The following is a 22,817-nucleotide window of genomic DNA, read 5'->3' as shown; positions in this document are numbered from 1 at the left end:
ATCGCGGCAAAGAAAAAGCCCGGCGTCGCCGCCGGGCTCTGACATCGTCGCGGTCGAGGCGCGGCTCACTCGCCGGTGTCTTCCTCGGTCTCGACCGGGGGCGCGAGGTTCTCGAGGCCGCGCAGGAGGTCGTCCTCGCTCATGCGATCGAACTGCACGGCGCTGTCGTCCGAGGACGACTGGGGCGCGACCGCGGCGGCGGCGGGCGAGCTGGAGAGCAGCGGCACCGTCTCGGCCTCAGGCTCGTCGACCTCGACGTACTTCTGCAGCGAGTGGATCAGCTGCTCCTTGAGGTCGTCGGCGGTGATCGTCTCATCGCCGATCTCGCGGAGCGCCACGACCGGGTTCTTGTCGCGGTCGCGGTCGATGGTCAGCGGCGCGCCCGCGGCGATCAGGCGGGCCCGGTGGCTCGCCAGCAGAACCAGCTCGAAGCGGTTCTCGACCTTCTCGATGCAGTCTTCAACGGTGACGCGAGCCATGCGGGGCGGCTCCTTTATACGCGTGCGGGATGTCGGATTGTTCCGGGCTCATACACCCGATGCGGTCCGCCAACAAGCGCAACGGCTTGGGCGGGGCTTGACGGGCGGTGGTTTTCCCGTCCGGGCGCTGACAGAGCCTCCGGCGTCGCACCGATTTGCGCACCGCACGATTGACTTGGCGGAGGCACGGTGCGACTGCGCCGCCCCACCCAAGGCGTTGATTCGACAAGCGGAGCCGCAATCTCAACCATGGCGCGCGCACTCATCTTTCCCGGACAGGGCAGCCAGGCCGTCGGCATGGGCAAGGCGCTCGCCGAGGCCTATCCGCAGGCCCGCGCGGTCTTCGATGAGGTCGACGCGGCGCTCGGTGAGAGGCTCTCCGCGCTGATGTTCGAGGGCCCGGCCGACGAGCTGACGCTCACCGCCAACGCCCAGCCGGCCCTGATGGCCGCGAGCCTCGCGGCTCTGCGCGTGCTGGAGGCCGAGCGCGGGCTCGACCTCGCCCGGGACGTTGCGTGCGTCGCCGGCCACTCGCTCGGCGAGTACGCCGCGCTCGCTGCCGCCGGCAGCCTCTCGGTGACGGATGCTGCCCGCCTCCTGCGCATCCGCGGCGAGGCGATGCAGCGGGCCGTCGCCCCGGGCGCGGGCGCCATGGCGGCGCTGATCGGCACCGACCCGGAGACGGCCTCTTCGATCGCCGCGGAGGCCGCGGGCGACGAGGCCTGCGACGTGGCCAACGACAACGGCGGCGGTCAGGTCGTGCTCTCCGGCCACCGCGCCGCGGTCGAGCGCGCGGTGGCGGTGGCGCAGGCCCGCGGCATCAAGCGGGCGGTGCTGCTCAACGTCTCGGCACCCTTCCACTGCCGGCTGATGGCGCCCGCCGCCGAGGCCATGCGGGCGGCGCTCGCCGAGGTCGCGCTCGCCGCGCCCAAGGTCCCGCTCTACGCCAACGTGACGGCCGCGCCCGAATCCGACCCCGACGCGATCCGCCGCAACCTCGTGGCCCAGGTCACCGGCACCGTGCGCTGGCGCGAGAGCGTCGCGGCGATGGCGGAATCAGGCGTCACGCAGTTCCACGAGGTCGGCTCCGGCAAGGTGCTCTCCGGCCTCGTCAAGCGCATCGCGGCCGGCGCCACGGCCTCCGCCATCGGCACGCCCGACGACGTCGCGGCCTTCAGCCTCTGAGGAACACGAGCATGTTCGATCTCACCGGCCGCAAGGCCCTCGTCACCGGCGCCACGGGCGGCCTCGGCAACGCGATCGCGCGGGCGCTCCACGCGCAGGGCGCGAGCGTCGCGCTCTCCGGCACCCGGGCGGAGGCCCTGGAGGCGCTGGCGGCCGAACTCGGCGAGCGCGCCCACATCGTCCCGGCGAACCTCGCCGACGCCGCCTCGGTCGAGGCGCTGGTGCCGGCGGCGGAGGCCGCGCTCGGCGGGCTCGATATCCTGGTCAACAACGCGGGCATCACCCGCGACAACCTCTCGATGCGGATGAAGGACGAGGAGTGGGAGCAGGTCCTCGGCGTGAACCTGACGGCCGCCTTCCGCCTCTCGCGCGCGGCCCTGAAGGGCATGATGCGCCGCAGAGCCGGCCGCATCGTCAATATCGGGTCGGTCGTCGGCACCACGGGCAATCCGGGCCAGGCGAACTACGCGGCGGCCAAGGCGGGCCTCGTCGGCCTCACCAAGGCGCTGGCCGCCGAGGTCGCCTCCCGCAACGTCACGGTGAACTGCGTCAGCCCCGGCTTCATCACCTCGCCGATGACCGACGTGCTCAACGACAAGCAGCGCGAGGGGATCCTCGGCCGCGTGCCGGCGGGCCGGCTCGGCACCGGGCAGGAGATCGGCGCGGCGGTGGTCTACCTCGCCTCCGACGAGGCGGCCTACGTCACGGGGCACAACCTGCACGTCAACGGCGGCATGGCGATGGTGTGACGGCGCGGCGGTGATGCACCGGCGCAACGCCTTGACGCCCTTGTGGATATTCAGGAGATGAACCCCCGCTGAACCGCCCCTCGCCAGGGCGGGAACGCTGTGTTAACACCCCGTCCGCCGGGCATGGGGGGTTGACGGCTCCGCGGGTTAACAGTCCAAGACACAGCCCGTGAGCGACGGGACGGCGCGCGACCGGCTTGGGGCGGTTCGCGCAACGCTCGACCGGTTCGGTAGGGTCGGCAACGGCCCGAAACGCCTTCACCAGCAACACGACGATCAGATCAAGAAGACGAGGACCGGAAACGATGAGCGATATCGCTGAGCGCGTGAAGAAGATCGTCGTCGAGCACCTGGGCGTCGAGCCCGAGAAGGTGGTCGAGGGTGCCAACTTCATCGACGACCTCGGCGCCGACAGCCTCGACACCGTCGAGCTGGTCATGGCCTTCGAGGAAGAGTTCAACGTCGAGATCCCGGACGACGCCGCCGAGACCATCCAGACGGTCGGCGACGCGGTGAAGTTCCTGGAGAAGAACTCGGCCGCCTGAGGCGCCGGGCTCGGCCCAAAAAACGCGGCGCGGACGGGGCCAAACGCCCCGCGCGCCGTTATTCGTTTCTGAGTGTGGCAAACGGGATAGTGCGATGCGGCGGGTGGTCGTCACGGGTCTGGGCATGGTCACGCCGCTCGGCAGCGGTGTCGAGCACGTCTGGAGCCGTCTGATCGCGGGCGACAGCGGGGCGGCCAAGGTCACCTCCTTCGAGACGGACGATCTCGCCTGCCGGATCGCCTGCCAGATCCCGCTCGGCGACGGCAGCGACGGCACCTTCAACCCCGACGCCTACATGGAGGCGAAGGAGCAGCGGAAGGTCGACCCGTTCATCGTCTACGCGATCGCCGCCGCCCACCAGGCGCTCGACGACGCCGACTGGCACCCGACCTCCCACGAGGACCAGTGCGCCACGGGCGTGCTCGTCGGCTCCGGCATCGGCGGCATCGGCGGCATCTACGACGCCTCGATCACGCTGCACGAGAAGGGCCCGCGCCGGGTCTCGCCCTTCTTCATCCCGGGCCGCATCATCAACCTCGCCTCCGGCCAGATCTCGATCGCCCACGGCCTCAAGGGCCCGAACCACGCGGTCGTCACCGCCTGCTCCACGGGCGCGCACGCCATCGGCGACGCGGCCCGGCTGATCGCCTTCGGCGACGCCGACGTGATGGTGGCGGGCGGCGCCGAATCGCCGGTCAACCGCCTCTCGCTCGCGGGCTTCGCGGCCTGCCGGGCGCTCTCGACCGGCTACAACGACCAGCCGACCAAGGCCTCGCGCCCTTACGACAGCGGCCGCGACGGCTTCGTGATGGGCGAGGGCGCGGGCGTGGTGGTGCTGGAGGAGTACGAGCACGCGAAGGCCCGCGGCGCGAAGATCTACGCCGAGATCATCGGCTACGGCCTCTCGGGCGACGCCTACCACATCACCTCGCCCTCGCCGGACGGCGACGGCGCCTTCCGCTGCATGACGGCCGCGGTGAAGCGGGCCGGCATCGACCCCTCGCAGATCGACTACATCAACGCCCACGGCACCTCGACGCCGATGGGCGACGAGCTGGAGCTGAAGGCCGTCGAGCGCCTGCTGGGCGATGCCGCCGCCAAGGCCTCGATGTCCTCCACCAAGTCGGCCATCGGCCACCTGCTCGGCGCCGCCGGCGCCGTCGAGGCGATCTTCTCGATCCTCACCATCCGCGACGGCGTGCTACCGCCGACGCTCAACCTCGACAACCCGAGCGTCGAGACGCAGATCGACCTCGTGCCGCACGAGGCGAAGCGCAAGCGGGTGGACGTGGCGCTGTCGAACTCGTTCGGGTTTGGTGGGACGAATGCGTCGCTGGTGATGCGGCGGGTTTAACCCGCCTCCCTAAAGCACGGATTAAATATAGGACGTCTCGGATTTTCTGATTTCCACTCCAGTAAGGCCAATAGTATTCAGGTAAACACTGACTCCGCTGGGGAGGGCCTTATTTTTTGGCCCTAAATATACAATCTTAATTGGATTCTCTTGCTTATCATTTGAAAAGTCAAGGTCGAGATACGAAACTGGGATCTCTCCCTTCATTCGAAATTGAACTGGCAGACCAGAAACTTTTCGACCCCAGGCAGTTCCACCGCGGTCTACCAATTTACTGCTCGGCCCATAGTCTGAAAAAGTCAATATATGCGCTAATCTAATCTCCAGCTCTTCCTTGAAACCAGGATTTTTTAATCCGCAAAGATCTAGCGCTCTCATGGCGACATGGCTTTTAAAATCGTCCCCATAAGTGAAGCCATTATTCTTTTCCACTTCATATATGGCTTTGAGCCAAGTGCTTACTTCTTCAATCTGTTGATCTTTATTATAAAGTACCTCTACAGGTTTCGCTGGCATGTTGTCCAACATTTTAGCAGAAAATCCAATCGCATAACCAGATCCATCTTGTCCATATGCCCTCCATTGACTTAGAACGTCTCCATCTAACGAAAAGCAGCAGACCAAAGGTAGCATTCCAGTTTTTGCCCCTGAAACTATCCCATCTATCTCATCAAAATATGTCTTAGGAATTTTCTCTTGAAGCATAGAGGCTGATTGCTCGAATATGTCGTAACCCCAATGCATCTCATTAAAATCATTCATGGAAAATATATCACTAAATCTCAACGTCCTGTGTTTTGTGATGTTCAAAAACGTTTCAGCAGAGCAGTAATGATATATAATATCACCTTCTTTCGGAAAGTACCATCTCGGATGAATAACCTTTATTTTCTCAGGTGATAACTTTACTTCATTCTCGTTAACTGATTCAATCTCCTCAGGTTTGCTGGAAAATCGCTCCTTCAAACGTTCAAATACATTTAACTTAAAAAATATTCCGCCCATTTTCCCTCTCTTTCGAGAACTTTTTTACTTGCCACCTTACCACCCCCGCCGCTCCCCCTCTCCCGGCACCCGCCCCTGCGGCGTGAGGCCGTTGATCACCTCCGGGAGGACCTGGGCGAGCTGGGTGAGCAGCGTGTCGCGGCTCATCCCCGTGGCGCGCTCCAGGGTGCCGAGCGTGTCGGGGCCGAGCGCGTCGGCGAGCTGGTTGGGCTGGACGGGGCGGTTCTGGCCGTGGCCGATCCACGACTCGATCACGTCGCCGAGGCCGCCGCGGCGGAAGCCCTCGATCAGGCCGTCGAGGCCGCCGAGATCGGGCAGGTCGCCGGGCTCGCGGTCGAGATGGGCGTAGGGGCCGGCGCCGGGCGCGCGATCGGGGGACCCGCCGGGGCCGTCCAGCATGCCGGAGAGGTCGCTGAAATCGCCGGGCGGCAGCGGCGCGTCGCGGCGCCCGCCCTCCTGGTCCCAGCCGCCGGAGCCGCCGGCGCCCTCGTCACGGCCGTAGGGCCCGGCGCCACCGCTGCGGTCGGCCTCCGGTCCCGGCTCGCCGCGGCGCCCACCCCCGAAGATGTCGCCGAAGCCGCCGCTCGCGCCCTTGGCCAGCAGCAGCATCAGCAGCGCCTTCACGAGCGGTGACATCGCGGAGCCCATGGCGGAACCCCCGCCCTGATGCCCGCCCCGGCCGCCGCCGAGCACCTGACCCAGCACCCCGCCGATCACCGTATCGAGCAGACCCATGGCGTTCTCCTGCGGTCGTCCGCGTCCGGGGCTGGGCGCCGCCGGGCTTCGGGCTGGTTAACGGCGCGGTCGGGCGCGGGGTTGCGTGACACCCCGCGCGACTCCCCCTCCCCCCTCTGCGGGGGAGAATGGCCCCTGCGTCAGCAGGGGTCGGGAGAGGGGAGCCCGGCTTCAGTCAGAGGCGTGAGCTTCATGCAGGGCGCAGCCCAATCCCGAAGCGTCGCTCCCCTCTCCCGACCCGCTTCGCGGGCCACCCTCCCCCGCAGAGGGGGGAGGGAAAACGCGTGCGGGCCTCAGCCCTCGCCGTCTTCCACCTCGATCCCGTGCTCGGCCAGAATCCAGAAAATCGCCTCGAGGTCCTCCGCCGAGACGTCGCGGGCGGGCAGCGCCTCCTCCAGATCCTCGTAGGTCAGGGCGCGGCTGCGCTGGCGCTCGGCCTTGGCGAGCAGGGTGTCCACCGCCCGGCGGATGTCGGCCGGCAGCGCGTCGAGGCTCGGCAGGCGGTAGGTGAAGGCGGGGCGCAGGGCCGATTCGAGCATGCCGTCGATGATCGCCTGGCGACGCGCGTGCGCGTCGTCCCGATCCGGCTGGTCCTTCTTGGTCGGCCTCTTGCCCATGCGGCCTGATCTAGACCGCCACCGCCCGGCGTCGAGTCCCACGCGCGACGCCGGCTACCCGACGCCGACCGGCCGCTTCGTCACCGCCGGCACCCGCATGGTGACGAGTTCCTCGGCCGCCGTCGGGTGGACCGCGACGGTGCGGTCGAAATCGGCCTTGGTCGCCCCCATGGTGACGGCGATGCCGACCGCCTGGATGATCTCGCCCGCATCGTGCCCGACGATGTGGACGCCGACCACCCGGTCGCTCTCGGGCTCGACCAGCACCTTCATCAGCACCCGCTCCTGGCGGCCCGAGAGCGTGGCCATCATCGGCCGGAAGGCGGCGCGGTAGACGTCGATCTCGCCGTAGCAGGCCCGCGCCGTGTCCTCGTTGTGGCCCACCACCCCGATCTCGGGCGTGGAGAACACCGCGGTCGGGATCAGGCGGTGATCGACCTGCGCGGGCTTGCCCCCGAAGACCGTGTCGGCAAAGGCGTGGCCCTCGCGGATCGCGATCGGCGTGAGGTTCGCCCGGTTGGTGACATCGCCCACCGCATAGATCGAGGGCACGCGGGTCTGCGACCACGCATCGACCGGGATCGCGCCCGCGCTGTCCAGTTCGATGCCGACCCGCTCCAGCCCGAGCCCGGCGACGTTCGGGCGCCGGCCGGTCGCGACCAGCACCTGATCGACCACGAGGCTCGTGCCGTCGTCGAGGGTGGCGCGGATCGCGCCGTCCGCCCGCTCGAGCCGCTGGAGCGTGCGGCCGAGGCGCAGGTCCATGCGCTGGGCGTAGGCCTCGCCCAGCGCGTCGCGCACCTCGTCGTCGAAGCCGCGCAGCAGCTTCTCGCCTCGGTGCAGCAGCGTGGTCCGGGAGCCGAGCGCGGCGAAGACGCCCGCGAACTCCACCGCGATGTAGCCGCCGCCGACGATCAGGATCCGCTCGGGCAGCGAGTCCAGCTCGAACACCTCGTTCGAGGTGATGCCGAGCTCGCCCCCGGGGATCGCCGGCTCCTTCACCGGATGGGCGCCCACCGCCACGAGGATGTGAGCCGCCGTGATGCGGCGGTCCGAGCCGACGAGCCGGACCGTGTGCGGGTCCTCGATCACCGCGCGCTCCGGGTGGATCTCGACCCCGGCGCGGATCAGGTTGGCGTCGTAGATGCCCTCCAGCCGCGTCACCTCGGCGTCGCGGCGCTGCTTGAGCACCGACCAGTCGAAGCGGGGCTTCTCCACGCTCCAGCCGAAGCCCGCCGCGTCCTCGAAGGCGTCCGCGAACCGGCCCGCATAGACCATCAGCTTCTTGGGCACGCAGCCGCGGATCACGCAGGTGCCGCCGACCCGGTACTCCTCGGCGAGCCGCACCCGGGCGCCGTAGCCAGCGGCGATCCGCGCCGCCCGCACCCCGCCCGAGCCGCCGCCGATGACGAAGAGGTCGCAGTCGAAGTCGCTCATGCGGGTCCGTTCCCGGGTTTGGTCGCCTCGCGGAGCCACGTGATGGCAGCGCCGAGCGACGCCGTCCACCACGCCGCCCAGGCGTTGTGCTCCACGAAGGCGATCGCCGCCGCCGCCGCGGCGAGCCCGAGCGCCGCTGCCGCCGCGGGGCGAGCGAGAGCCGCGACCGGCCGCAGGGCGAGGAAGAGCGCCAGCGCCAGCAGCACCGCGCCGACGAGGCCGAGTTCCGCCCAGACCTGCAGGAACGTGTTGTGCGGGTGGCCGACCGCCAGCATCGGCCGCAGGTCCGGCTCGATGCGGGCCGCGGCCGGGGTCTCGGCAAAGCCCGGCGCCACGCCGAAGCCCGCCCCGCGCCACGGGTCGGCGGCGACCGCCGCGCCGAAGCTCCGCGCGATGGCGACGCGGGCGCGGGAGGAGGATTGCACCAGCCGGGCGTGGGCGGCCTCCGGCATCAGGCGCTCCAGCAGGTCGCCCTCCACGGGCGCCAGCGCCACCGCGAGCCCGAGGCCGAGCCCGGCGATGCCGACGGCGACGCGCCGGGGCAGGATCGCGGCGAGCGCCGCCATGGCGAAGCCGGCCCCGAGCCCCATCGCGGCGGCGCCACTGATCGAGCGCAGCGCGCCCACGCTCGCGAAGGCCAGCGCAGCGGCGCCGAGCCAGGGCCGGCCCTGCCGCCACAGCACCAGCGCGACCGGCGCGCCGAGAAGCACCAGGGTCATGGCCGGGCGGTTAAACACGAAGGCGGCGTCGCGCTGCCCGAGCCAGGCCTGGAGCCGCAGATCGGTGGCGAGGCTCGCCACGATGATCGCGGCCGCCAGCGCGAGCGCGGCGCAGGCGAGCGGTCCGGCGAAGGCCGGAATCCGCCCGGGCGCGAGCCGGGCGAGCAGGAAGGCGGCGAGCAGCGTCGGCGCGAACTCGGAGAGCGCCCGCAGCGAGACCGCCGGGAACGGCGTCCAGGCGAAGGAGGCGAGCGTCCAGGCCAGCAGCGCCAGCACCGCGAGCCCCAGCGGCGCGACGAGCGCGCCCACGAGGTCGCGCAACGTGCCGGCCGCGTCCTCGGCGAGGCGCCCGGCCAGGACGAGGAGCGCGGCGACCGCGACGAGGGCGGGGCTGGAGCGGTTGGCCAGCGCCATCGCCAGCGGCACCAGCGCGAGCGCGACGGCGCCCGCGCCGCAGAGGCGCGCGCCGAGCGGACCGGACGGCGGCACCGGCTACTGGAGCTGGTGGCCGCGCTTGCCGAGTTCGGCGCGCACCCGCACCATCACGTATTCGGAGACTTCCTGGGTCCAGTTCTGCATGGCCTGGACCATCTCGTCCAGCACCGCCGGCTGGGACTCGACGTAGCGCTTGCCGGCGGGCGAGCGGAAGAAGGCCGCGATGTCCTTCAGTTCCGCCTCGGTGAGCTTGTCGGCGTAGATCCTGGCCGCCGTATCGACCATGCGCTGCTTCTGCAGCTCCATCTCGGGGCCGAGCGCGGTCAGAACCTCGTTGAGGTCCTTGGCCAGCTCCGGACGGGTCACGGCCTGCTGGCGAATCTGGTCCGCGAAAGCCGGGATGATCGAGTCGAACGACCGGGCGATGCCGGACGACAGCATCACCTCACGGGCGAGCGCGAGGTGGTTCGCGTTCGGTGCGGCGGGGGCGGGCTGCGCCGCGGCCGGCTTGGCGGCCGGCGCGGCGGGCTTCTGCGCCTGGGCGCTGGCGAGGCCCGGCAGGGCGGCGGCGAGGATCGCCAGGGCGGCGGCGAGGCGGCGGGTCATGGAAGCCTATCCGTAGAGGGTCGAATGCTTTGCCGGGGGAGCGCTCAGTCGATCCGGCCCAGCACGGTGACGTGCGCCTGCCCCGCGCGGTCCTCGGCCAGGATCGCGGCGGTGGCGAGGCCGAGGAAGAGGCCGTGCTCGACCACGCCCGGCACCGCCCAGAGGGCCGCCGAGAGCGCCTCGGGATCGTGGATCGCGCCGAGATGGGCGTCGAGGATGTGGTGGCCGCCATCGGTGACGAGGGGCGCGCCGTCGGGGGCGAGACGGAGCCGAACCTCGCCTGTGCAGCCGGCCCGGGCGATCGCCGCCTCGACGGCGATGCGGGTGGCGGTGCGGCCGAAGGGGTTCACCTCGATCGGCAGCGGGAAGGCACCGAGCGTGCCGACCCGCTTGGCCGCGTCGGCGATCACCACCATGCGGGTGCTGGCGAAGGCCACGATCTTCTCGCGCAGCAGCGCCGCGCCGCCGCCCTTGATCAGGCGGAGCTGGCCGTCCACCTCGTCGGCGCCGTCGATCGTGAGGTCGAGCTGCGGGATCTCGTCGAGGGTGGCGAGCCGGATGCCCTCGGCCTCGGCCTGGGCCCGGGTCGCCTCCGAGGTCGGCACGCCGACGACGTCGAGCCCGTCGCGCACCCGCGCGCCGAGCAGCGTCACGAAGGCCGCCGCCGTCGAGCCGGTGCCGAGCCCGAGCTTCATACCCGGCTCGACGAGGTCGAGGGCGCGCGCGGCGGCGGCACGGCGCAGGTCCGGCCCGCTCAACGCTGGGCTCCGGCGGGGCTGGGGCGGGTCATCGGCGACAATCCCTGGCGCGATCCAATTCGGCGGCCCCTAGCACGGTCGCGCCGGGATCGGAACGCCCGTCCGGTGAGAGTGGCGTGGCTTCGTCAGGACAAGCCTCAGGGACGGCCGCCCTGCGGCGGCGTGGCGCCCGCGCCCGAGCGGCCCGGAGCCGGCGGCGCCGCATCCGCGGCGGCCTCGGCCGGCGGGTTGGCCTGCTGGGTGCAGACTACCTGCTCCTTCTTCACCAGCACGAAGCAGATGCTCATCTCGCCGGTGCGGTAATTGACCCGGAACACGCCGGCCTCGCGGGTGTGGCGGGTGGCGACCAGCCCGTACTCAGAGGGCGTCTGCGCACCGGCGCCCTCGCCGGCCGCGAAGCAGACGGTCAGCCCGATGCCGCCGCCGCTCTCCTGCAACCCGTACTGGCAGGAGGTGACTTCCCCCGTCACCTTGTCGACCCGGTACATCCGGTTGAGGTCGGCCTGGGGCGCCGGCACGAACTCGTAGGAGGCGGCGGAGGCCCCCGTGGCGGCAAGGCCCAGGGCAAGGCCGGCGAGGAGGGCGAGCGGGACGCGACGGGTCATGGCGGCGGATCTCGAAACGGGAGACCCCGTGTCGAGGGAATTTCGGGCACGAGTGGGGCGCGCCGCGGCCGGCGCGCCCTCCGTGACGCGGGAGCGCGCTCAGCGCTCCACGACGAAGTTCAGCTCGCGCTGGCGCTCGGTCACCACGTTGAACGGGAACTTGTAGCGCGTGTCGACGCCCGGCAGCGTGCCGGGACAGGCGATGTAGGAGAGCTTCACCTGCGTGAAGCAGACCGCCTGCTGCCGGGCGAGGAAAGCGAGCCGCGGGTTCACGCAGCTGCCGTCCACGAGCCGGCCCTCCGGGCAGGCGACAGGCCGGACCTGGGCCGCGGCGGGCGCCGCGGTGGCCGCGAGCGTGGCCCCCGCAACGACGAGGGTGAGGATCTGGCGCATCGTCGGGCTCCTCAGAACTTGATCGTGGCGCCGCCGCTGATCGACCAGCCGGCGTAGGAGAGACGGGGCTGCCCGGTTCCCGGGACGATGCCGCCGGGAAAGAACTCCTTATCGGGATTCGCCGCCTCGTGCACGAAGATGCGTTCGCCGCGCAGGCTCAGCGAGACCGCGTCGGTGATCGCGTACGTGAAGGTGCCGCCCCGTAGCGCTCGCGCGCGGGCAGGAATTGGAATGTGAGCGGATCGTAGGAGTTCACATCGCGGTAGAGGAAGCTGAGCGTCGGGCCCAGCGCAAGCGCTCCGGTACGGTAGAGCGTGTCGAGCCCCACCCGGTAGAGGTTACTGTTCGAGTTGCGCGGCTCCGCGATGAGCCCCGGAAGGGGCGCGTCCGGCACGAAGTTGCGCTCCGAGTGGTTGAACGAGGCGCTGAGCGTCGTGCCCCAGGCCTCGGACCAGGCGTAGCCGACCTGCCCCGACAGGCCGACGCGCGCACCCGAGCGAATGGCGGCCACCCGATTGATGAAGGTGGTGCCGTCCTGGGAATAGACCACGGCTATGTTGCCGCTCCAGGGGCCGGCCTCGTAGACCAGCGAGCCGTTGACCGAGAAGGTGTCGCCTGAGCGCGTGTCGACGAAGACGTCGATGCCCGTGATCGGATCCGGCGCGCCCTCGCGGAAGTACTGGCCGCGGGCCGTGTAGCCGAGGGTTCAGGTTGAACAGCATCGTCTGGCCGATCGGCACGTTCACGCCGACGCTCGGACCGATGTTCAGGCCCTCGCCGAAGGTCGGCACGTCCACGAGATCGGAATCGAAGCGGGCGAGGTAGCGCGTGCCGGCGAGATACGACGTGCCGGTCGACAGGTTGAAGTTCAGCGAGGCGAAGGGCTGCACGCCGTCGAGGCCCAGATAGGTCGCGGTCGCCGAGAGCTGCGTGTCGAGGATGCTGTCGCCGGGCCGAGCGCGGAGTTGCTCCCGCAGCTCTTCGGGCTCAGCCCTGCCCAGGCGGCGCTCTGCGTGCAGCTCGCCCGCGGCCTAACCTTCGAGGCGGCGGCCGACGAGCGCGGCGTCGCGCTCAGCACCGCGCGCACCCACTTCCTCGGCATCCTGCAGAAGACCGGGGCGGCGAACCTGCGCGACCTGCTGCGCCTGCTCGGCACGCTTCCCCAGGTCCGGTGAGGCGCAGGGCCGGGTTGCGGCGGCCCCGCCGCGCGGCTAGCGAGGGCCGATCTCCGAGAAGCTCCGGGAGCGCCGATGTCCCTTCCCCCGATCGCCGTGTTCGACCTCGACGGAACGCTCGCCGAGACGGCCGGCGACCTCATCGGCACGCTGAACGCGCTGCTGACCCGCGAGGGCCTGCCGGAACTGCCGCTCGCCGGCGCGCGCGACCTGATCGGCGCGGGCGCCAAGGCGCTGATCGCCCGCGGCTTCCAGGCGGCCGGCGCGACGCTGACGCCGGAGCGGCACGATCAGCTCTTCCTCGACTTCATCGAGCATTACGGCCGGCACATCTGCGAGAAGTCCTACCTCTATCCCGGCCTCGTCAAGGCGCTCGACCGGCTGGAGGCGGATGGCTTCCGGCTGGCGGTCTGCACCAACAAGGTCGAGGGTCTGGCGGTCGATCTCCTGGAGAAGCTCGGCATCGCGGGGCGCTTCGCGGCGATCTGCGGGCGCGAAACCTTCCCGTTCCACAAGCCCGATCCGCGCCACATTACCGAGACGATCGCGCGCGCCGGGGGCGACCCGGCCCGCGCCGTGATGGTGGGCGATTCGCGCGCCGACATCGATGCCGCGAAGGCCGCGGGCGTGCCGGTGGTGGCAGTGACCTTCGGCTACACCGACACGCCGGTCGATCAGCTCGGGCCTGACCGGATCATCTCCGACTTCGCCGACCTCGTCGGCGCCGTCGAGGCGCTGGTGCCGCGCAAGGCCGCCTGAGCGCCGCGCAACCCGCCTTCAGCCTCGGGATGATCCTTTTTTAAGGGTCGGTCCGGTGCAATGCGCGCCCGACCGGCCCCAAGGACACCTCCCGATGTCGCTCGATCCGAGCCCCGGCGCGCGCAACGGGGCCCTCGACGCCCTGCGGGGGCTCGCCGCCCTCGCGGTCGTGCTGCATCATTACGGCTTCGGCTACGCGGACCGCGTCGCGCCCCACAACGCCGCCGTCCCGCTGTTCTCCGCCGGGCATTTCGGCGTCGAGCTGTTCTTCATCCTCAGCGGCTTCGTGATCACCGACACGTTGGAGCGCGCGGCGTCGCTCCGGCAGTTCGCCGTCTACCGCGTCGCGCGCCTGTATCCGGCCTTCCTGGTCTGCTCCGGCCTGACGCTCGCCGTCCTCGCGCTCGGCGGGCCGAATCCGCTGGCGGTCTCCCCGCTCACGGCCCTGGCCGGCCTGACGATGCTGGCGCCCCTGGCCCAGATCCCGCCGATCGACCCCTCGCACTGGACGCTCAGCTTCGAGGTCGCCTTCTACGCGCTGGCCGGGCTCTGCCTGAGACGCGATCTGGAGACGGGCTGCGCGGTCTGGCTCGCCGCGGCGCTCCTGGCGACGGCCTTCCTGCCGGCCGCGGTCTGGCAGGTCCTCGTCCTGCTCTACCTGCCGCTGGCCCTGCTCTTCGTCATCGGCGCTCTGCTCTCCCGGCTCGTCGCGGGCCGCCTCTCGGTCCTCGGCCGCGGCACGCTCCTCGCCGCGCTCGGCCTGACGAGCGTCGGGCCGTTCGCCGACCACGGCAATCTCGGGACGCCAGCCTACGTCGCCCTCATCGCGGCCTTCACCGCCGCGGTCTGGGCAGCCGCGACGGGCCGGCTAGCCTGGCTCGGCCGGACGCCGCTGGTGTTTCTCGGTGCGGTCTCCTACCCGCTCTACCTCGTCCACCAGATCCTCGGCTACGCGATCATCCGGGACCTCGAGGCGCACGGATGGTCCGCGGCGGTCGCGATCCCGGCCGCCCTCCTCGCCGCCGCCGCGCTCGCCGCGCTCATCCGCGTCGGCGTGGAGGTTCCGGCCCAGCGCGCGATCAGGAGGGCCTGGGCGAGGGGTTGGGCCCCGACCGCTCGGCCCGCACGACTGGGCGCCGAAACCTAGGTTCCGGCACCGACCTGCGGCGGCCTATTCGAGCGCGTGGTCGTCCCCCGCGAGCGCGAGGCGGCGCAGGTCTCCGAGGGCGCGGGCCAGGGCGTCGCGGGTCGGGGCCGCGAGGGCGAGGCGGACGGCGTTCGGGGCGTGGCCCGGATTCACCGCGAAGGAGGCGGCCGAGATCAGCGCGATGCCGCGGCGGAGCGCGGCCGCCGCGAAGGCCTCGGCGCGCCAGGTCTCGGGCAGTTCCAGCCAGAGGTGGTAGGCGCGCGGGTCCCCCGCGACCGCGAGGCCCGCCAGGCTCTCGCGGGCGATGATCTGGCGGGCCGCAGCGTCCGCGCGCTTGGCCGCCACGAGTCGAGCGGCCGAGCCGTCGCTCATCCACTGCACGCCCGCCGCGAGCGGCAGGCCGGTCGCCGACCAGCCACCCTGGCGGACGGAGGCCGCGAGGCGGTCCACGAGGTCGGGCGGGCTCGCGAGGAGACCGATCGTCAGCCCCGGCATCACCCGCTTCGACAGGCTGTCGACCAAGATCGTCCGGCCCGGTGCGAGCGCCGCCAGCGGCACGGCGTCGGAGAGGAAGCCGTAGACCGTGTCCTCGATCGCCGTGAGACCGGTCCGCGCCAGGATCTCGGCGATCTCGGCCCGCCGACCCGGCCCCATCGAGGCCCCGAGGGGGTTCTGCAGCGTCGGCTGCAGGTAGAGGCCGGAGAGCGGCGTGGCACGGTGGGCCTGCAGGATCGCCTCGGGCCGCACGCCCTCCGCGTCCATCGCCAGCGGCACCAGCGCGATGCCGAGGCGGGCCGCGATGCCCTTCGCGACCGGGTATGTCAGCGGCTCGCAGCCGATCCGCTCGCCGGGCGGCGCCAGCGCGGCGAGCGCGGCCGCGAGCGCCTGACGCCCGTTGCCGGTGAAGAGCAGACCCGCGGGATCGGGCGCGTAGCCGTCCCGCGCCAGGAAGTTCGCCGCGACCCGGCGCGCCGCGGGCGTGCCGGCCGGGCCGAACTGGTTCAGCGCCGCCTCCGCCGCGCCCCCGCGGGCCAGCGCCGCCAGCGTCTCGGCGAGCACCGTCTCCTGCTCGGGCAGGTGCGAGTGCGTGCGCTGGAGATCGACCGCCGCGGGCGGCGGCTCGGACTGGATCGGCCCCGGGCCGTTCAGGTCGGAGCGCACGTAGGTGCCGCGCCCGACCTCGCCCGTCACGAGCCCGCGCCGGGCGAGTTCCGCGTAGACCCGGCTCGCCGTCGAGACCGCGATGCCGCGCCTGTAGGCGAAGTCCCGTTGGGGCGGCAGGCGGTCGCCGGGCCGGAGGGCTCCAGAGGCGATCTCGCTGGCCACCGCGTCGGCCACGTCCCGGAAGTCAGCCAGCGGCATAATTGCTCCGAGGTCAATGTTTCGATTGATCCGAGATGCGTATCGGATCAATTCTCACTGGGCAATCCCGGCCGGACTGCGCTGACCACGAATTGGAGTATCGGCCATGGCCGCCACAATCCTCACCCAAGCCGGAGCGGAATCGCTCGCAGCGCGCGCGAGCGTGCACCTCGCCCTGCCCCGCCTCTGGCTGCGCCGCATCAGCGCCCGGCGGGCGCTCGCCGCCCTCCACCCGGAGCAGATCCGCGAGGCCGGCCTCGACCTGTCTCGCCTGCGTGTCGAGATCGCCAAGCCGTTCTGGCGGGCGTGAGGGAGCCCGGCAGCGCCTCGAGGACACCGCCGTCCTTGTCCGGACGCCAGGAGCGTCCGCGGAGGGTGATACGGGAAACAGGGCGGTGGCTCGTCCCCGGCGGGCTCGGCCCCGATCCCCTCAGAACAGGCTACCCTGCACGTCCTCGTCGGAAGAGCGCGGCCGTTCCGCGGGAGACCCGCCCGGATCCGGCGTCCCCGCCCGCGGGCGCACCACCAGCTCGATCAGTCCCGCATCATCGTTGCGCGCATCGTTGACCCGAGGACTCACGGGGTCCATCCGCAGCCACGCATCCGGGCAGGGCCGGCAGAGCGCGGCGGCTTCCATCGCGTCGGTGGCGCGGGCGTCGAGCCAGGGCTCGACCTGCTCGGGGGCCAGGATCGCCGGCATTCGGTCGTGGATCGCGGCCAGCGTCCCGTTCGCCCCCGTCGTGACAATGGCGGCGGTGTCGATCTCCGATCCGTCCGCGCCCATCCAGGCCTCCCAGAGGCCGGCGAGCGCCATCGGCGCCCCGTCGGCGCGCCGGATCATGAAGGGCGTCCTGGTCGCCCCGCGCCCCGTGCCCTCGCGGCGCCACTCGTAGAACCCGTCCGCCAGGAAGACGCAGCGCCGGTGCCGGATGGCGCCGCGAAAGGTCGCCTTCTCCAGCACGGTCTCGACCCGGGCGTTGATGACGAGCGGGAAATCCTTCGGGTCCTTCAGCCAGCCGGGCCAGAAACCCCAGCGGACCAGCCGAAAGTGGCGTCCGCCCTGCTCGTGCAGCACCACCGGCACGGGCTGGGTCGGCGCCACGTTGTAGCGGGGCGGGAAGTTCGGGCGCTCCGGGTAGCCGTAGAAGGCCGCGAAGACCTCCGGCGCCTGCGCGATGAAGAAGCGCCCGCACATGGCGCTAGAGCCAGCGCTTCCAGCGGAAGAAGGCGTAGGGCAGCACGGCCGCCACGATCATCATCACCACCGCCATGGGATAGCCGAAGGGCAGGTCCAGCTCCGGCATGGTCTTGAAGTTCATGCCGTAGATCGAGGCGATGAGCGTCGGCGGCATGAACACCACCGCCATGACCGAGAACAGCTTGATGATGTTGTTCTGCTCGAGGTTCACGAGGCCGAGGGTCGCGTCGAGCAGGAAGTTGATCTTGGTCGACAGGAAGGTCGCGTGCTCCTCGAGCGATTGCAGATCGCGCAGCGTCGAGCGGACGTCCTCGCGCAGCTCCCGCGGCGCCTTGTTGGTGCGGTAGGTCGCCGAGAGCGAGAGCAGGATGCGCTCCATCGAGACGAGGCTCTCGCGCTGCTTCGAGATCAGGTCGTTGTGGCGCCCGAGCGCCCGCAGGGTCTCCTGCAGGGCGGTGTTGCGGGCGGACGGGTCGTCCTGCTCCTCGAAGATCTTGGCCGAGAGCCGGTCGATGCGTTCGCCCTGGAGCTGGAGCACGTCCGCCGCCCGGTCGATCACCGCCTCGATCAGCCCGGCGAGGATCGACTCGCCCGAGACGAGGCTCGTCGGCCCGTTCCCGGTCGTCCGGCCGGCGCGCTGCGCGTACATCCGGAAGGCCTGCGGCTCCTCGTAGCGCACCGTGACCAGCCGGTTCCCGCGCAGGATGAAGGTGATGCCGGCGAGCCCCGGCTCCTCCGAATCGCTGACCTTCGAGAGCACGCGGCCCGTCATGTAGCGCGCGCCGTCCTCGACGTAGAGGAGTTCCGAGGGCTCGATGTCCTTCATCTCCTCCCGGGTCGGGACCTCGATCCCGGAGAAGCCTTCGACCTTCAGCTCCTCCTCGCGGCTCGGCCGGACGAGATCGAGCCAGACGGTGTCATCGGGGATCGGATCCTGGAGTTCGAGGGCGCGGCGCTCGAGCTGCGTCTGGCCGGAACCGGTCACCGGCTGATGGATGAAGATCACGCGGGGCTCAAGGGTTCGGGCGGCTCAGGCGAGCGCGCCGGGAGGAGGTTGGCTCGCATCCGGCACGAAGAAGTCCGGCGCAAGAGGGACGCCGGGTGTGACGCGGTATTTTGAAAAGTCCGTGACGCCCTCGTCGGACAGGAAGCTGTCGTCGATCAGGAACCGGCCGGTCACGGCGCGGGCCTCCTTGAGGAACAGGGCGTGGGCGGCGTCGGCCATGATCTCGGGCGTGCGGCTCGCCTGCACGATCGCCTCGCCGCCGAGCAGGTTCTCGATCGCGGCGGTCGCGATGGTGGTGCGGGGCCAGAGCGCGTTGACCGCGATGCCCCGGCGGCGCAGCTCGCCCGCGAGGCCCAGGACGCACATCGACATGCCGAATTTCGCCATCGTGTAGGCGAGGTGGGGCGCGAACCACTTCTCGGCCATGTCGAGAGGCGGCGAGAGCATCAGGATGTGCGGGTTCTCCGCCTTCTCCAGATAGGGAATCGCGTATTTGGAGACCATGTAGGTCCCGCGGGTGTTGATCTGATGCATCAGGTCGAAGCGCTTCATCTCCGTCTGCGGCGTCGGCGTCAGGGAGATCGCGCTGGCGTTGTTCACCACGATGTCGAGGCCGCCGAAATGCTCGGCCGTCCGGCCGACGGCGTCGCGCACCGCCGCCTCGTCGCGCACGTCCACGACGAGGGGCAGCGCCCGGCCGCCCGCCTGCTCGATCGCCTCGGCAGCGGTGTAGATCGTGCCCGCGAGCTTCGGATGCGGCTCGGCGGTCTTGGCGGCGATCGCCACGTTCGCCCCATCCTTGGCGGCGCGTAGGCCGATCGCGAGACCGATGCCCCGCGACGCGCCGGTGATGAAGAGGGTCTTGCCGGCGAGGGTGCCGCTCATCGTGTCCTCCGGATCAGGTGTTCTCGTTGGCCAGGACCGCCACAGCGTACATGCGGCCGTAGGGATCCTGCTCGCTCACTTCAGAGCCCGCGGGCCCCCCTCTCCCCGCGCGCGGGGAGAGGGGAAGTTGCGGCTCCGCAGTCGATCGTCCGGACACGCCATCACTCCGCCTCCCCGATCCGGAACCGTTCGGGCTGCGTGCCGTCGGCGTCGGTGAAGCCGTAGCGGCGGGCGAGGTCGGCGGCGTGGAGCACCGCGCCGGCATTGCGGGAGACCTCCGGGTCGGCCGCCAGCGCGGCGAGCGCCCGGCCGGCGTAGAGCGGGCTCTCGGTCGCCATCTCCGCCTGTCCCAGGTCGCGCACGCGCTCCGTCGCTACGAAGCCGGGTGAGAGCGCGAGCGCCGTGACGCCGTGAGGCGCCAGTTCCGCCGCGAAGGCCAGCGCCAGCCGGTTGGTGGCGGCCTTGGCCGAATCGTAGAAGACGTCGCCGAGATAGCCGTCCGCGGTGTCGAACGAGACGAGCGCGATCAGTCCGGACCGGGCCGAGACCATCGCGGGCGCGACGGCACGGGCGAGCAGCAGCGAGGCCAGCGGGCCGCCCTGCAGGAAGCCCAGATAGGGCTCGGCGGAGCGGCGCCAGAACGGCGTGCCCCAGCCGGCCCCGTCGGGATAGCGCGTCCCATCATAGCCCTCGTTGCCGCCCCAGACGCTCGACACCGCCACGTCGATCCGGCCGAAACGGCGCAGCGTCCAGCGCACCAGCTCGTCCACGGCGCGCTCGCTGCGGTGGTCGCAGAGGTAGTGGTGCCCCTCGCCCCCCGCCGCATCGACCTCGCGGGCGGTGTCCTCGACCGCCTCCGGGCGCATCTCGGTGCGCGGCCCGGTCTCGCTGGAGCGCGCCGTGACGATCACGGTCGCGCCGGCCTCGCCGAGGCCGCGGGCGATGCCCCGCCCGACGCCGCGGGAGGCACCCGCGACGAGGCAGACCCGCCCCAAGAGATCGCGCCCGCTCACGCGCCCGTTCACGCGGAGGCGGGCTTGGCGCGGTTGAGGAAGGCCCGGAAGATCGCCTGCGTCTCCTCGGTCCGCAGCTGACGGTCGAAGGCTCGGGCCTCGGCCTCGACGACCGCCTCGACCTGCTCCTGATCGCCCCGGATCAGCGCCCGCGAGGCCTGGAGCGCCCCGCGCGGCAGGGCGGCGAGGCGGGCGGCCTGGGCCACCGCGTGCTCGACGAGCATGTCGGAGGGCATCACCGCGTTGACGAGGCCCAGCGCCTCGGCCTGATCGGCCCCGAACATCTCCGAGAGCAGCAGCAGCTCGGTCGCCTTCAGGCGCCCGACGCGGCGCGGCAGCAGGTAGCTGGAGGCCGCCTCCGGCACGAGGCCGAGCTCGACGAAGGGTGTGCGGAAACGGGCCGAGGGACTCGCGTAGACGAGGTCGCAGTGCAGCGTCAGCGTGGTGCCGACACCGACCGCGACGCCGTCCACCGCCGCGACCATCGGCGTGCGGGTGCGGGCGAGCTGCCGGATGAAGCGCAGGGAGGGCGCCTCGCCGAAGGGCTTGTCGGCCCGGGTCACGAAATCGGCGATGTCGTTGCCGGCGCTGAAGGCCCCCGGCACACCGGCGAAGACCACCGCGCCGACCGCCTCGGAGGCGTCCGCATCCTCCAACGCGCCGCGCATCGCGTCGTACATCGCGCCGGTGAGGGCGTTCTTCTTCTCGGGCCGATTCAGGCTGACGAGGCGGACGCCGCCCTCAAGGTCCTCGACGCGGACATGCTCGCTCATCGCACTCTCCCTCACGGCGCCAGAACCTTACTGAGCCAGGACCAGGGCGGCCTCGTCCACGAAGGCGCCGCCATCGATGACCTCGACTTCGAGGCCGGAGGCTGCCGGCAGCAGGTTGTGGGCGAAGAAGCGGGCGAGCGCGATGCGCGCCCGATGCGCCGGATCGGTCTCGCCGGCGGCGAGCGCCGCGCGCGCCGCGAGGGCCGCCGTGCCGAGGCAGGCGGCGCCCTGGACGAGGCCGAACAGGCGCAGGTACGGCGTCGCCCCGGCGAGCGCGATCTCGGGCCGGTTCGAGCCGAGCACGGCGAGCTGGTGGCTCGTCGCCCGGTCGAGGCACTCGATGCCCGCCCGCAGCCGGGCCGCGGCGTGGCCGAAGGCCGGGTCGGCGCTCTTCAGCAAACCCTCGGCCGTCCGCCGCATGGCCGCGATCTGCGCCCGCACGGTCGCGCCGCCGTTGAGCGGGAGCTTGCGGCTGGTGAGGTCGATCGCCTGGATGCCGTTGGTGCCCTCGTAGATCGCCAGGATGCGCGCGTCCCGCATCAGCTGGGCGGCCCCCGTCTCCTCGACGAAGCCCATGCCGCCGTGCACCTGCACGCCGAGCGAGGTCACCTCGTTGGCGATGTCGGTGGAGAAGGCCTTCGCGACGGGCGTGAGCAGCGAGGCGCGGTCGCCGGCCGCCTGCCCCTCGGGTCCGCGCGCCGCGTCGAGGGCCGCCGCGGTCAGGTAGCAGATGCTGCGGGCCGCCGCCGTGTAGGCCTTCATGGTCAGGAGCATGCGCTGCACGTCGGCGTGCTGCACGATCGGGCTCGCCTCGGCCGAACCCGGCGCGCGGCCCTGGCGGCGCTCGTGGGCGTAGGCCAGCGCCCGCTGGGTGGCGGCCTCTGCCACGCCGACGCCCTGCAGGCCGACATTGAGCCGGGCCGAGTTCATCATCGTGAACATGCAGGCCAGGCCACGGTTCTCCTCGCCGATGAGCCAGCCGGTGGCGCCCCCGCGGTCACCGAAAGCCATCGAGCAGGTCGGCGAGGCGTGGATGCCGAGCTTGTGCTCCAGCCCCGAGCAGCGCAGGTCGTTGGCCGACCCGTCCGGCAGCACCTTCGGCACGAGGAAGAGCGAGATGCCGCGGGTGCCGGCGGGCGCGTCCTTCAGCCGGGCCAGCACGAGGTGGACGATGTTGTCCGCCATGTCGTGCTCGCCGTAGGTGATGTAGATCTTGGCGCCGGTGATCCGGTAGGTGCCGTCGCCCGCGGGCTCGGCGCGGGTCCGCAGGCCTGAGAGGTCCGAGCCCGCCTGCGGCTCGGTGAGGTTCATGGTGGCGGTCCAGGTGCCCGAGACGAGCTTCTCGAGATAGCGGGCCTTGAGGTCGTCCGAGCCGTGCGCGACCAGCGCCTCGATGCCCCCCGCGGTCAGAAGCGGGCAGAGGCTGAACGAGAGATTCGCGCCGTTCCAGATCTCGGTCGCGGCGGCGCCCAGAAGCTGGGGCAGGCCCTGGCCGCCGTGGTCCGGGTCGGCCGCGAGCCCGTTCCAGCCCCCTTCCACGAAGGCGCGATAGGCCTCAGCGAAGCCCGGCGCGGTCGTCACCCGTCCCTCGCTCAGGGTCGCGCCGTGGCGGTCGCCGGTGCGGTTGAGGGGGGCGATCACCTCGGCGGCGAGCCGGCCGGCCTCGGAGAGGATCGCCTCGGCGTCGGCTCGGCCGATCGCCTCCTCGGGCAGGCCCGCGACGTGGGCCAGCGTGAACACCATCTCGGATACGGGCGCGCGGTAGCTCACGGATGTCCCTCCCCGGCCGGCTTGTGCCGGTCCGCTCGTTTGACGGGCGCCCGGCCCAGGGGCTAGGCGGACGCGCTCGCGCCGACATAAGCCTAAGGCGCGGCCTC

The 22,817-nt window shown here is 71.2% G+C and carries 27 protein-coding genes; 8 read left to right on the top strand and 19 right to left on the bottom strand.

All coding sequences use genetic code 11. The features are described from left to right. Positions 1 to 65: 65 nt before the first annotated feature. A complete protein-coding gene (gene rpoZ, locus DK427_RS10790) occupies positions 66 to 479 on the bottom strand; it encodes a DNA-directed RNA polymerase subunit omega (protein ID WP_066926230.1) in 414 nt (137 codons plus the stop codon). 249 nt (positions 480 to 728) lie between these two features. On the opposite strand from rpoZ, the gene fabD reads away from it, so the two are divergent. The 4 genes from fabD to fabF all read left to right on the top strand — a co-directional run bounded on the left by fabD (position 729) and on the right by fabF (position 4,312). Continuing rightward, complete coding sequence (gene fabD, locus DK427_RS10785; RefSeq protein ID WP_109951258.1) at positions 729 to 1,664, top strand: ACP S-malonyltransferase; 936 nt, start codon at positions 729 to 731, stop codon at positions 1,662 to 1,664. Positions 1,665 to 1,675: 11 nt separating this feature from the next. Further along, entirely contained in the window at positions 1,676 to 2,413 is a 738-nt protein-coding gene (gene fabG, locus DK427_RS10780; RefSeq protein ID WP_109951257.1) for a 3-oxoacyl-[acyl-carrier-protein] reductase, read from the top strand. A 305-nt stretch (positions 2,414 to 2,718) separates the two neighbouring features. Continuing rightward, complete coding sequence (locus DK427_RS10775) at positions 2,719 to 2,958, top strand: acyl carrier protein (protein WP_066926221.1); 240 nt, start codon at positions 2,719 to 2,721, stop codon at positions 2,956 to 2,958. 94 nt (positions 2,959 to 3,052) lie between these two features. Next, positions 3,053 to 4,312, top strand: coding sequence for a beta-ketoacyl-ACP synthase II (gene fabF / locus DK427_RS10770; RefSeq protein ID WP_109951256.1), 1,260 nt, complete (start codon positions 3,053 to 3,055; stop codon positions 4,310 to 4,312). A gap of 21 nt (positions 4,313 to 4,333) precedes the next feature. Here fabF and DK427_RS10765 read toward each other — a convergent pair whose 3' ends face one another. The 11 genes from DK427_RS10765 to DK427_RS10715 form a co-directional block, all read right to left on the bottom strand. Further along, complete coding sequence (locus tag DK427_RS10765; protein WP_109951255.1) at positions 4,334 to 5,317, bottom strand: DUF2971 domain-containing protein; 984 nt, start codon at positions 5,315 to 5,317, stop codon at positions 4,334 to 4,336. A gap of 36 nt (positions 5,318 to 5,353) precedes the next feature. Next, positions 5,354 to 6,052 (bottom strand): YidB family protein, encoded by a 699-nt coding sequence (locus tag DK427_RS10760; protein WP_109951254.1) that lies wholly within the window; start codon positions 6,050 to 6,052, stop codon positions 5,354 to 5,356. 293 nt (positions 6,053 to 6,345) lie between these two features. Continuing rightward, on the bottom strand, positions 6,346 to 6,669 hold the full coding sequence (locus tag DK427_RS10750; RefSeq protein ID WP_109951253.1) for an RNA polymerase sigma factor region1.1 domain-containing protein: 324 nt from the start codon (positions 6,667 to 6,669) through the stop codon (positions 6,346 to 6,348). A gap of 54 nt (positions 6,670 to 6,723) precedes the next feature. Then, positions 6,724 to 8,106 (bottom strand): glutathione-disulfide reductase, encoded by a 1,383-nt coding sequence (gene gor, locus DK427_RS10745; protein ID WP_109951252.1) that lies wholly within the window; start codon positions 8,104 to 8,106, stop codon positions 6,724 to 6,726. Next, positions 8,103 to 9,239 (bottom strand): O-antigen ligase family protein, encoded by a 1,137-nt coding sequence (locus tag DK427_RS10740; RefSeq protein WP_109954107.1) that lies wholly within the window; start codon positions 9,237 to 9,239, stop codon positions 8,103 to 8,105. The genes gor and DK427_RS10740 overlap by 4 nt, the downstream gene beginning before the upstream one ends. Positions 9,240 to 9,317: 78 nt before the next feature. Further along, positions 9,318 to 9,866, bottom strand: coding sequence for a DUF2059 domain-containing protein (locus tag DK427_RS10735; RefSeq protein ID WP_109951251.1), 549 nt, complete (start codon positions 9,864 to 9,866; stop codon positions 9,318 to 9,320). Between the two features lie 44 nt (positions 9,867 to 9,910). Further along, entirely contained in the window at positions 9,911 to 10,624 is a 714-nt protein-coding gene (rpiA, locus tag DK427_RS10730; protein ID WP_109951250.1) for a ribose-5-phosphate isomerase RpiA, read from the bottom strand. Positions 10,625 to 10,761: 137 nt separating this feature from the next. Beyond that, positions 10,762 to 11,229, bottom strand: a complete 468-nt coding sequence (locus DK427_RS10725) for a hypothetical protein (protein WP_109951249.1) — start codon at positions 11,227 to 11,229, stop codon at positions 10,762 to 10,764. A 99-nt stretch (positions 11,230 to 11,328) separates the two neighbouring features. Next, the gene (locus tag DK427_RS10720; RefSeq protein WP_109951248.1) at positions 11,329 to 11,622 is read right to left on the bottom strand and encodes a hypothetical protein; all 294 of its coding nucleotides are present in this window, start codon (positions 11,620 to 11,622) and stop codon (positions 11,329 to 11,331) included. 11 nt (positions 11,623 to 11,633) lie between these two features. Continuing rightward, positions 11,634 to 11,756, bottom strand: a complete 123-nt coding sequence (locus DK427_RS27355) for a hypothetical protein (RefSeq protein ID WP_281276987.1) — start codon at positions 11,754 to 11,756, stop codon at positions 11,634 to 11,636. A 23-nt stretch (positions 11,757 to 11,779) separates the two neighbouring features. Next, entirely contained in the window at positions 11,780 to 12,172 is a 393-nt protein-coding gene (locus DK427_RS10715) for a hypothetical protein (RefSeq protein WP_109951247.1), read from the bottom strand. 415 nt (positions 12,173 to 12,587) lie between these two features. Here DK427_RS10715 and DK427_RS10710 point away from each other — a divergent pair, with 415 nt between their 5' ends. The 3 genes from DK427_RS10710 to DK427_RS10700 all read left to right on the top strand — a co-directional run bounded on the left by DK427_RS10710 (position 12,588) and on the right by DK427_RS10700 (position 14,703). Further along, entirely contained in the window at positions 12,588 to 12,797 is a 210-nt protein-coding gene (locus DK427_RS10710) for a helix-turn-helix domain-containing protein (RefSeq protein WP_109951246.1), read from the top strand. Between the two features lie 75 nt (positions 12,798 to 12,872). Then, entirely contained in the window at positions 12,873 to 13,556 is a 684-nt protein-coding gene (locus DK427_RS10705) for an HAD family hydrolase (RefSeq protein WP_109951245.1), read from the top strand. 94 nt (positions 13,557 to 13,650) lie between these two features. After that, entirely contained in the window at positions 13,651 to 14,703 is a 1,053-nt protein-coding gene (locus tag DK427_RS10700) for an acyltransferase family protein (protein WP_109951244.1), read from the top strand. Positions 14,704 to 14,727: 24 nt separating this feature from the next. On the opposite strand, the gene DK427_RS10695 is transcribed toward DK427_RS10700, so the two are convergent. Beyond that, positions 14,728 to 16,065, bottom strand: coding sequence for an aminotransferase-like domain-containing protein (locus DK427_RS10695; protein ID WP_109951243.1), 1,338 nt, complete (start codon positions 16,063 to 16,065; stop codon positions 14,728 to 14,730). Between the two features lie 106 nt (positions 16,066 to 16,171). Between DK427_RS10695 and DK427_RS10690 the strand changes: the two genes are divergently transcribed. Further along, positions 16,172 to 16,375 carry a translation initiation factor IF-2 gene (locus DK427_RS10690; RefSeq protein ID WP_245930885.1) on the top strand — a complete coding sequence of 68 codons (204 nt, stop codon included), beginning with the start codon at positions 16,172 to 16,174 and terminating at the stop codon, positions 16,373 to 16,375. 120 nt (positions 16,376 to 16,495) lie between these two features. Here DK427_RS10690 and DK427_RS10685 read toward each other — a convergent pair whose 3' ends face one another. The 6 genes from DK427_RS10685 to DK427_RS10660 form a co-directional block, all read right to left on the bottom strand. Then, the gene (locus DK427_RS10685) at positions 16,496 to 17,260 is read right to left on the bottom strand and encodes an SOS response-associated peptidase (protein WP_109951242.1); all 765 of its coding nucleotides are present in this window, start codon (positions 17,258 to 17,260) and stop codon (positions 16,496 to 16,498) included. Between the two features lie 4 nt (positions 17,261 to 17,264). Next, positions 17,265 to 18,269 carry a magnesium transporter CorA family protein gene (locus tag DK427_RS10680; protein ID WP_109951241.1) on the bottom strand — a complete coding sequence of 335 codons (1,005 nt, stop codon included), beginning with the start codon at positions 18,267 to 18,269 and terminating at the stop codon, positions 17,265 to 17,267. Between the two features lie 24 nt (positions 18,270 to 18,293). Continuing rightward, positions 18,294 to 19,154 carry an SDR family oxidoreductase gene (locus DK427_RS10675; RefSeq protein ID WP_109951240.1) on the bottom strand — a complete coding sequence of 287 codons (861 nt, stop codon included), beginning with the start codon at positions 19,152 to 19,154 and terminating at the stop codon, positions 18,294 to 18,296. A gap of 161 nt (positions 19,155 to 19,315) precedes the next feature. Then, the gene (locus DK427_RS10670) at positions 19,316 to 20,167 is read right to left on the bottom strand and encodes an SDR family NAD(P)-dependent oxidoreductase (protein WP_109951239.1); all 852 of its coding nucleotides are present in this window, start codon (positions 20,165 to 20,167) and stop codon (positions 19,316 to 19,318) included. An 8-nt stretch (positions 20,168 to 20,175) separates the two neighbouring features. After that, positions 20,176 to 20,940, bottom strand: a complete 765-nt coding sequence (locus tag DK427_RS10665; protein WP_109951238.1) for an enoyl-CoA hydratase-related protein — start codon at positions 20,938 to 20,940, stop codon at positions 20,176 to 20,178. Between the two features lie 27 nt (positions 20,941 to 20,967). After that, positions 20,968 to 22,710, bottom strand: a complete 1,743-nt coding sequence (locus tag DK427_RS10660; RefSeq protein WP_109951237.1) for an acyl-CoA dehydrogenase family protein — start codon at positions 22,708 to 22,710, stop codon at positions 20,968 to 20,970. Positions 22,711 to 22,817: the final 107 nt, after the last annotated feature.

The sequence above is a fragment of the Methylobacterium radiodurans genome (assembly GCF_003173735.1).
Lineage (GTDB): Bacteria > Pseudomonadota > Alphaproteobacteria > Rhizobiales > Beijerinckiaceae > Methylobacterium > Methylobacterium radiodurans.
Note: the sequence above shows the minus strand (reverse complement) of the source record. Positions and strands in the feature narration are given on the sequence as shown.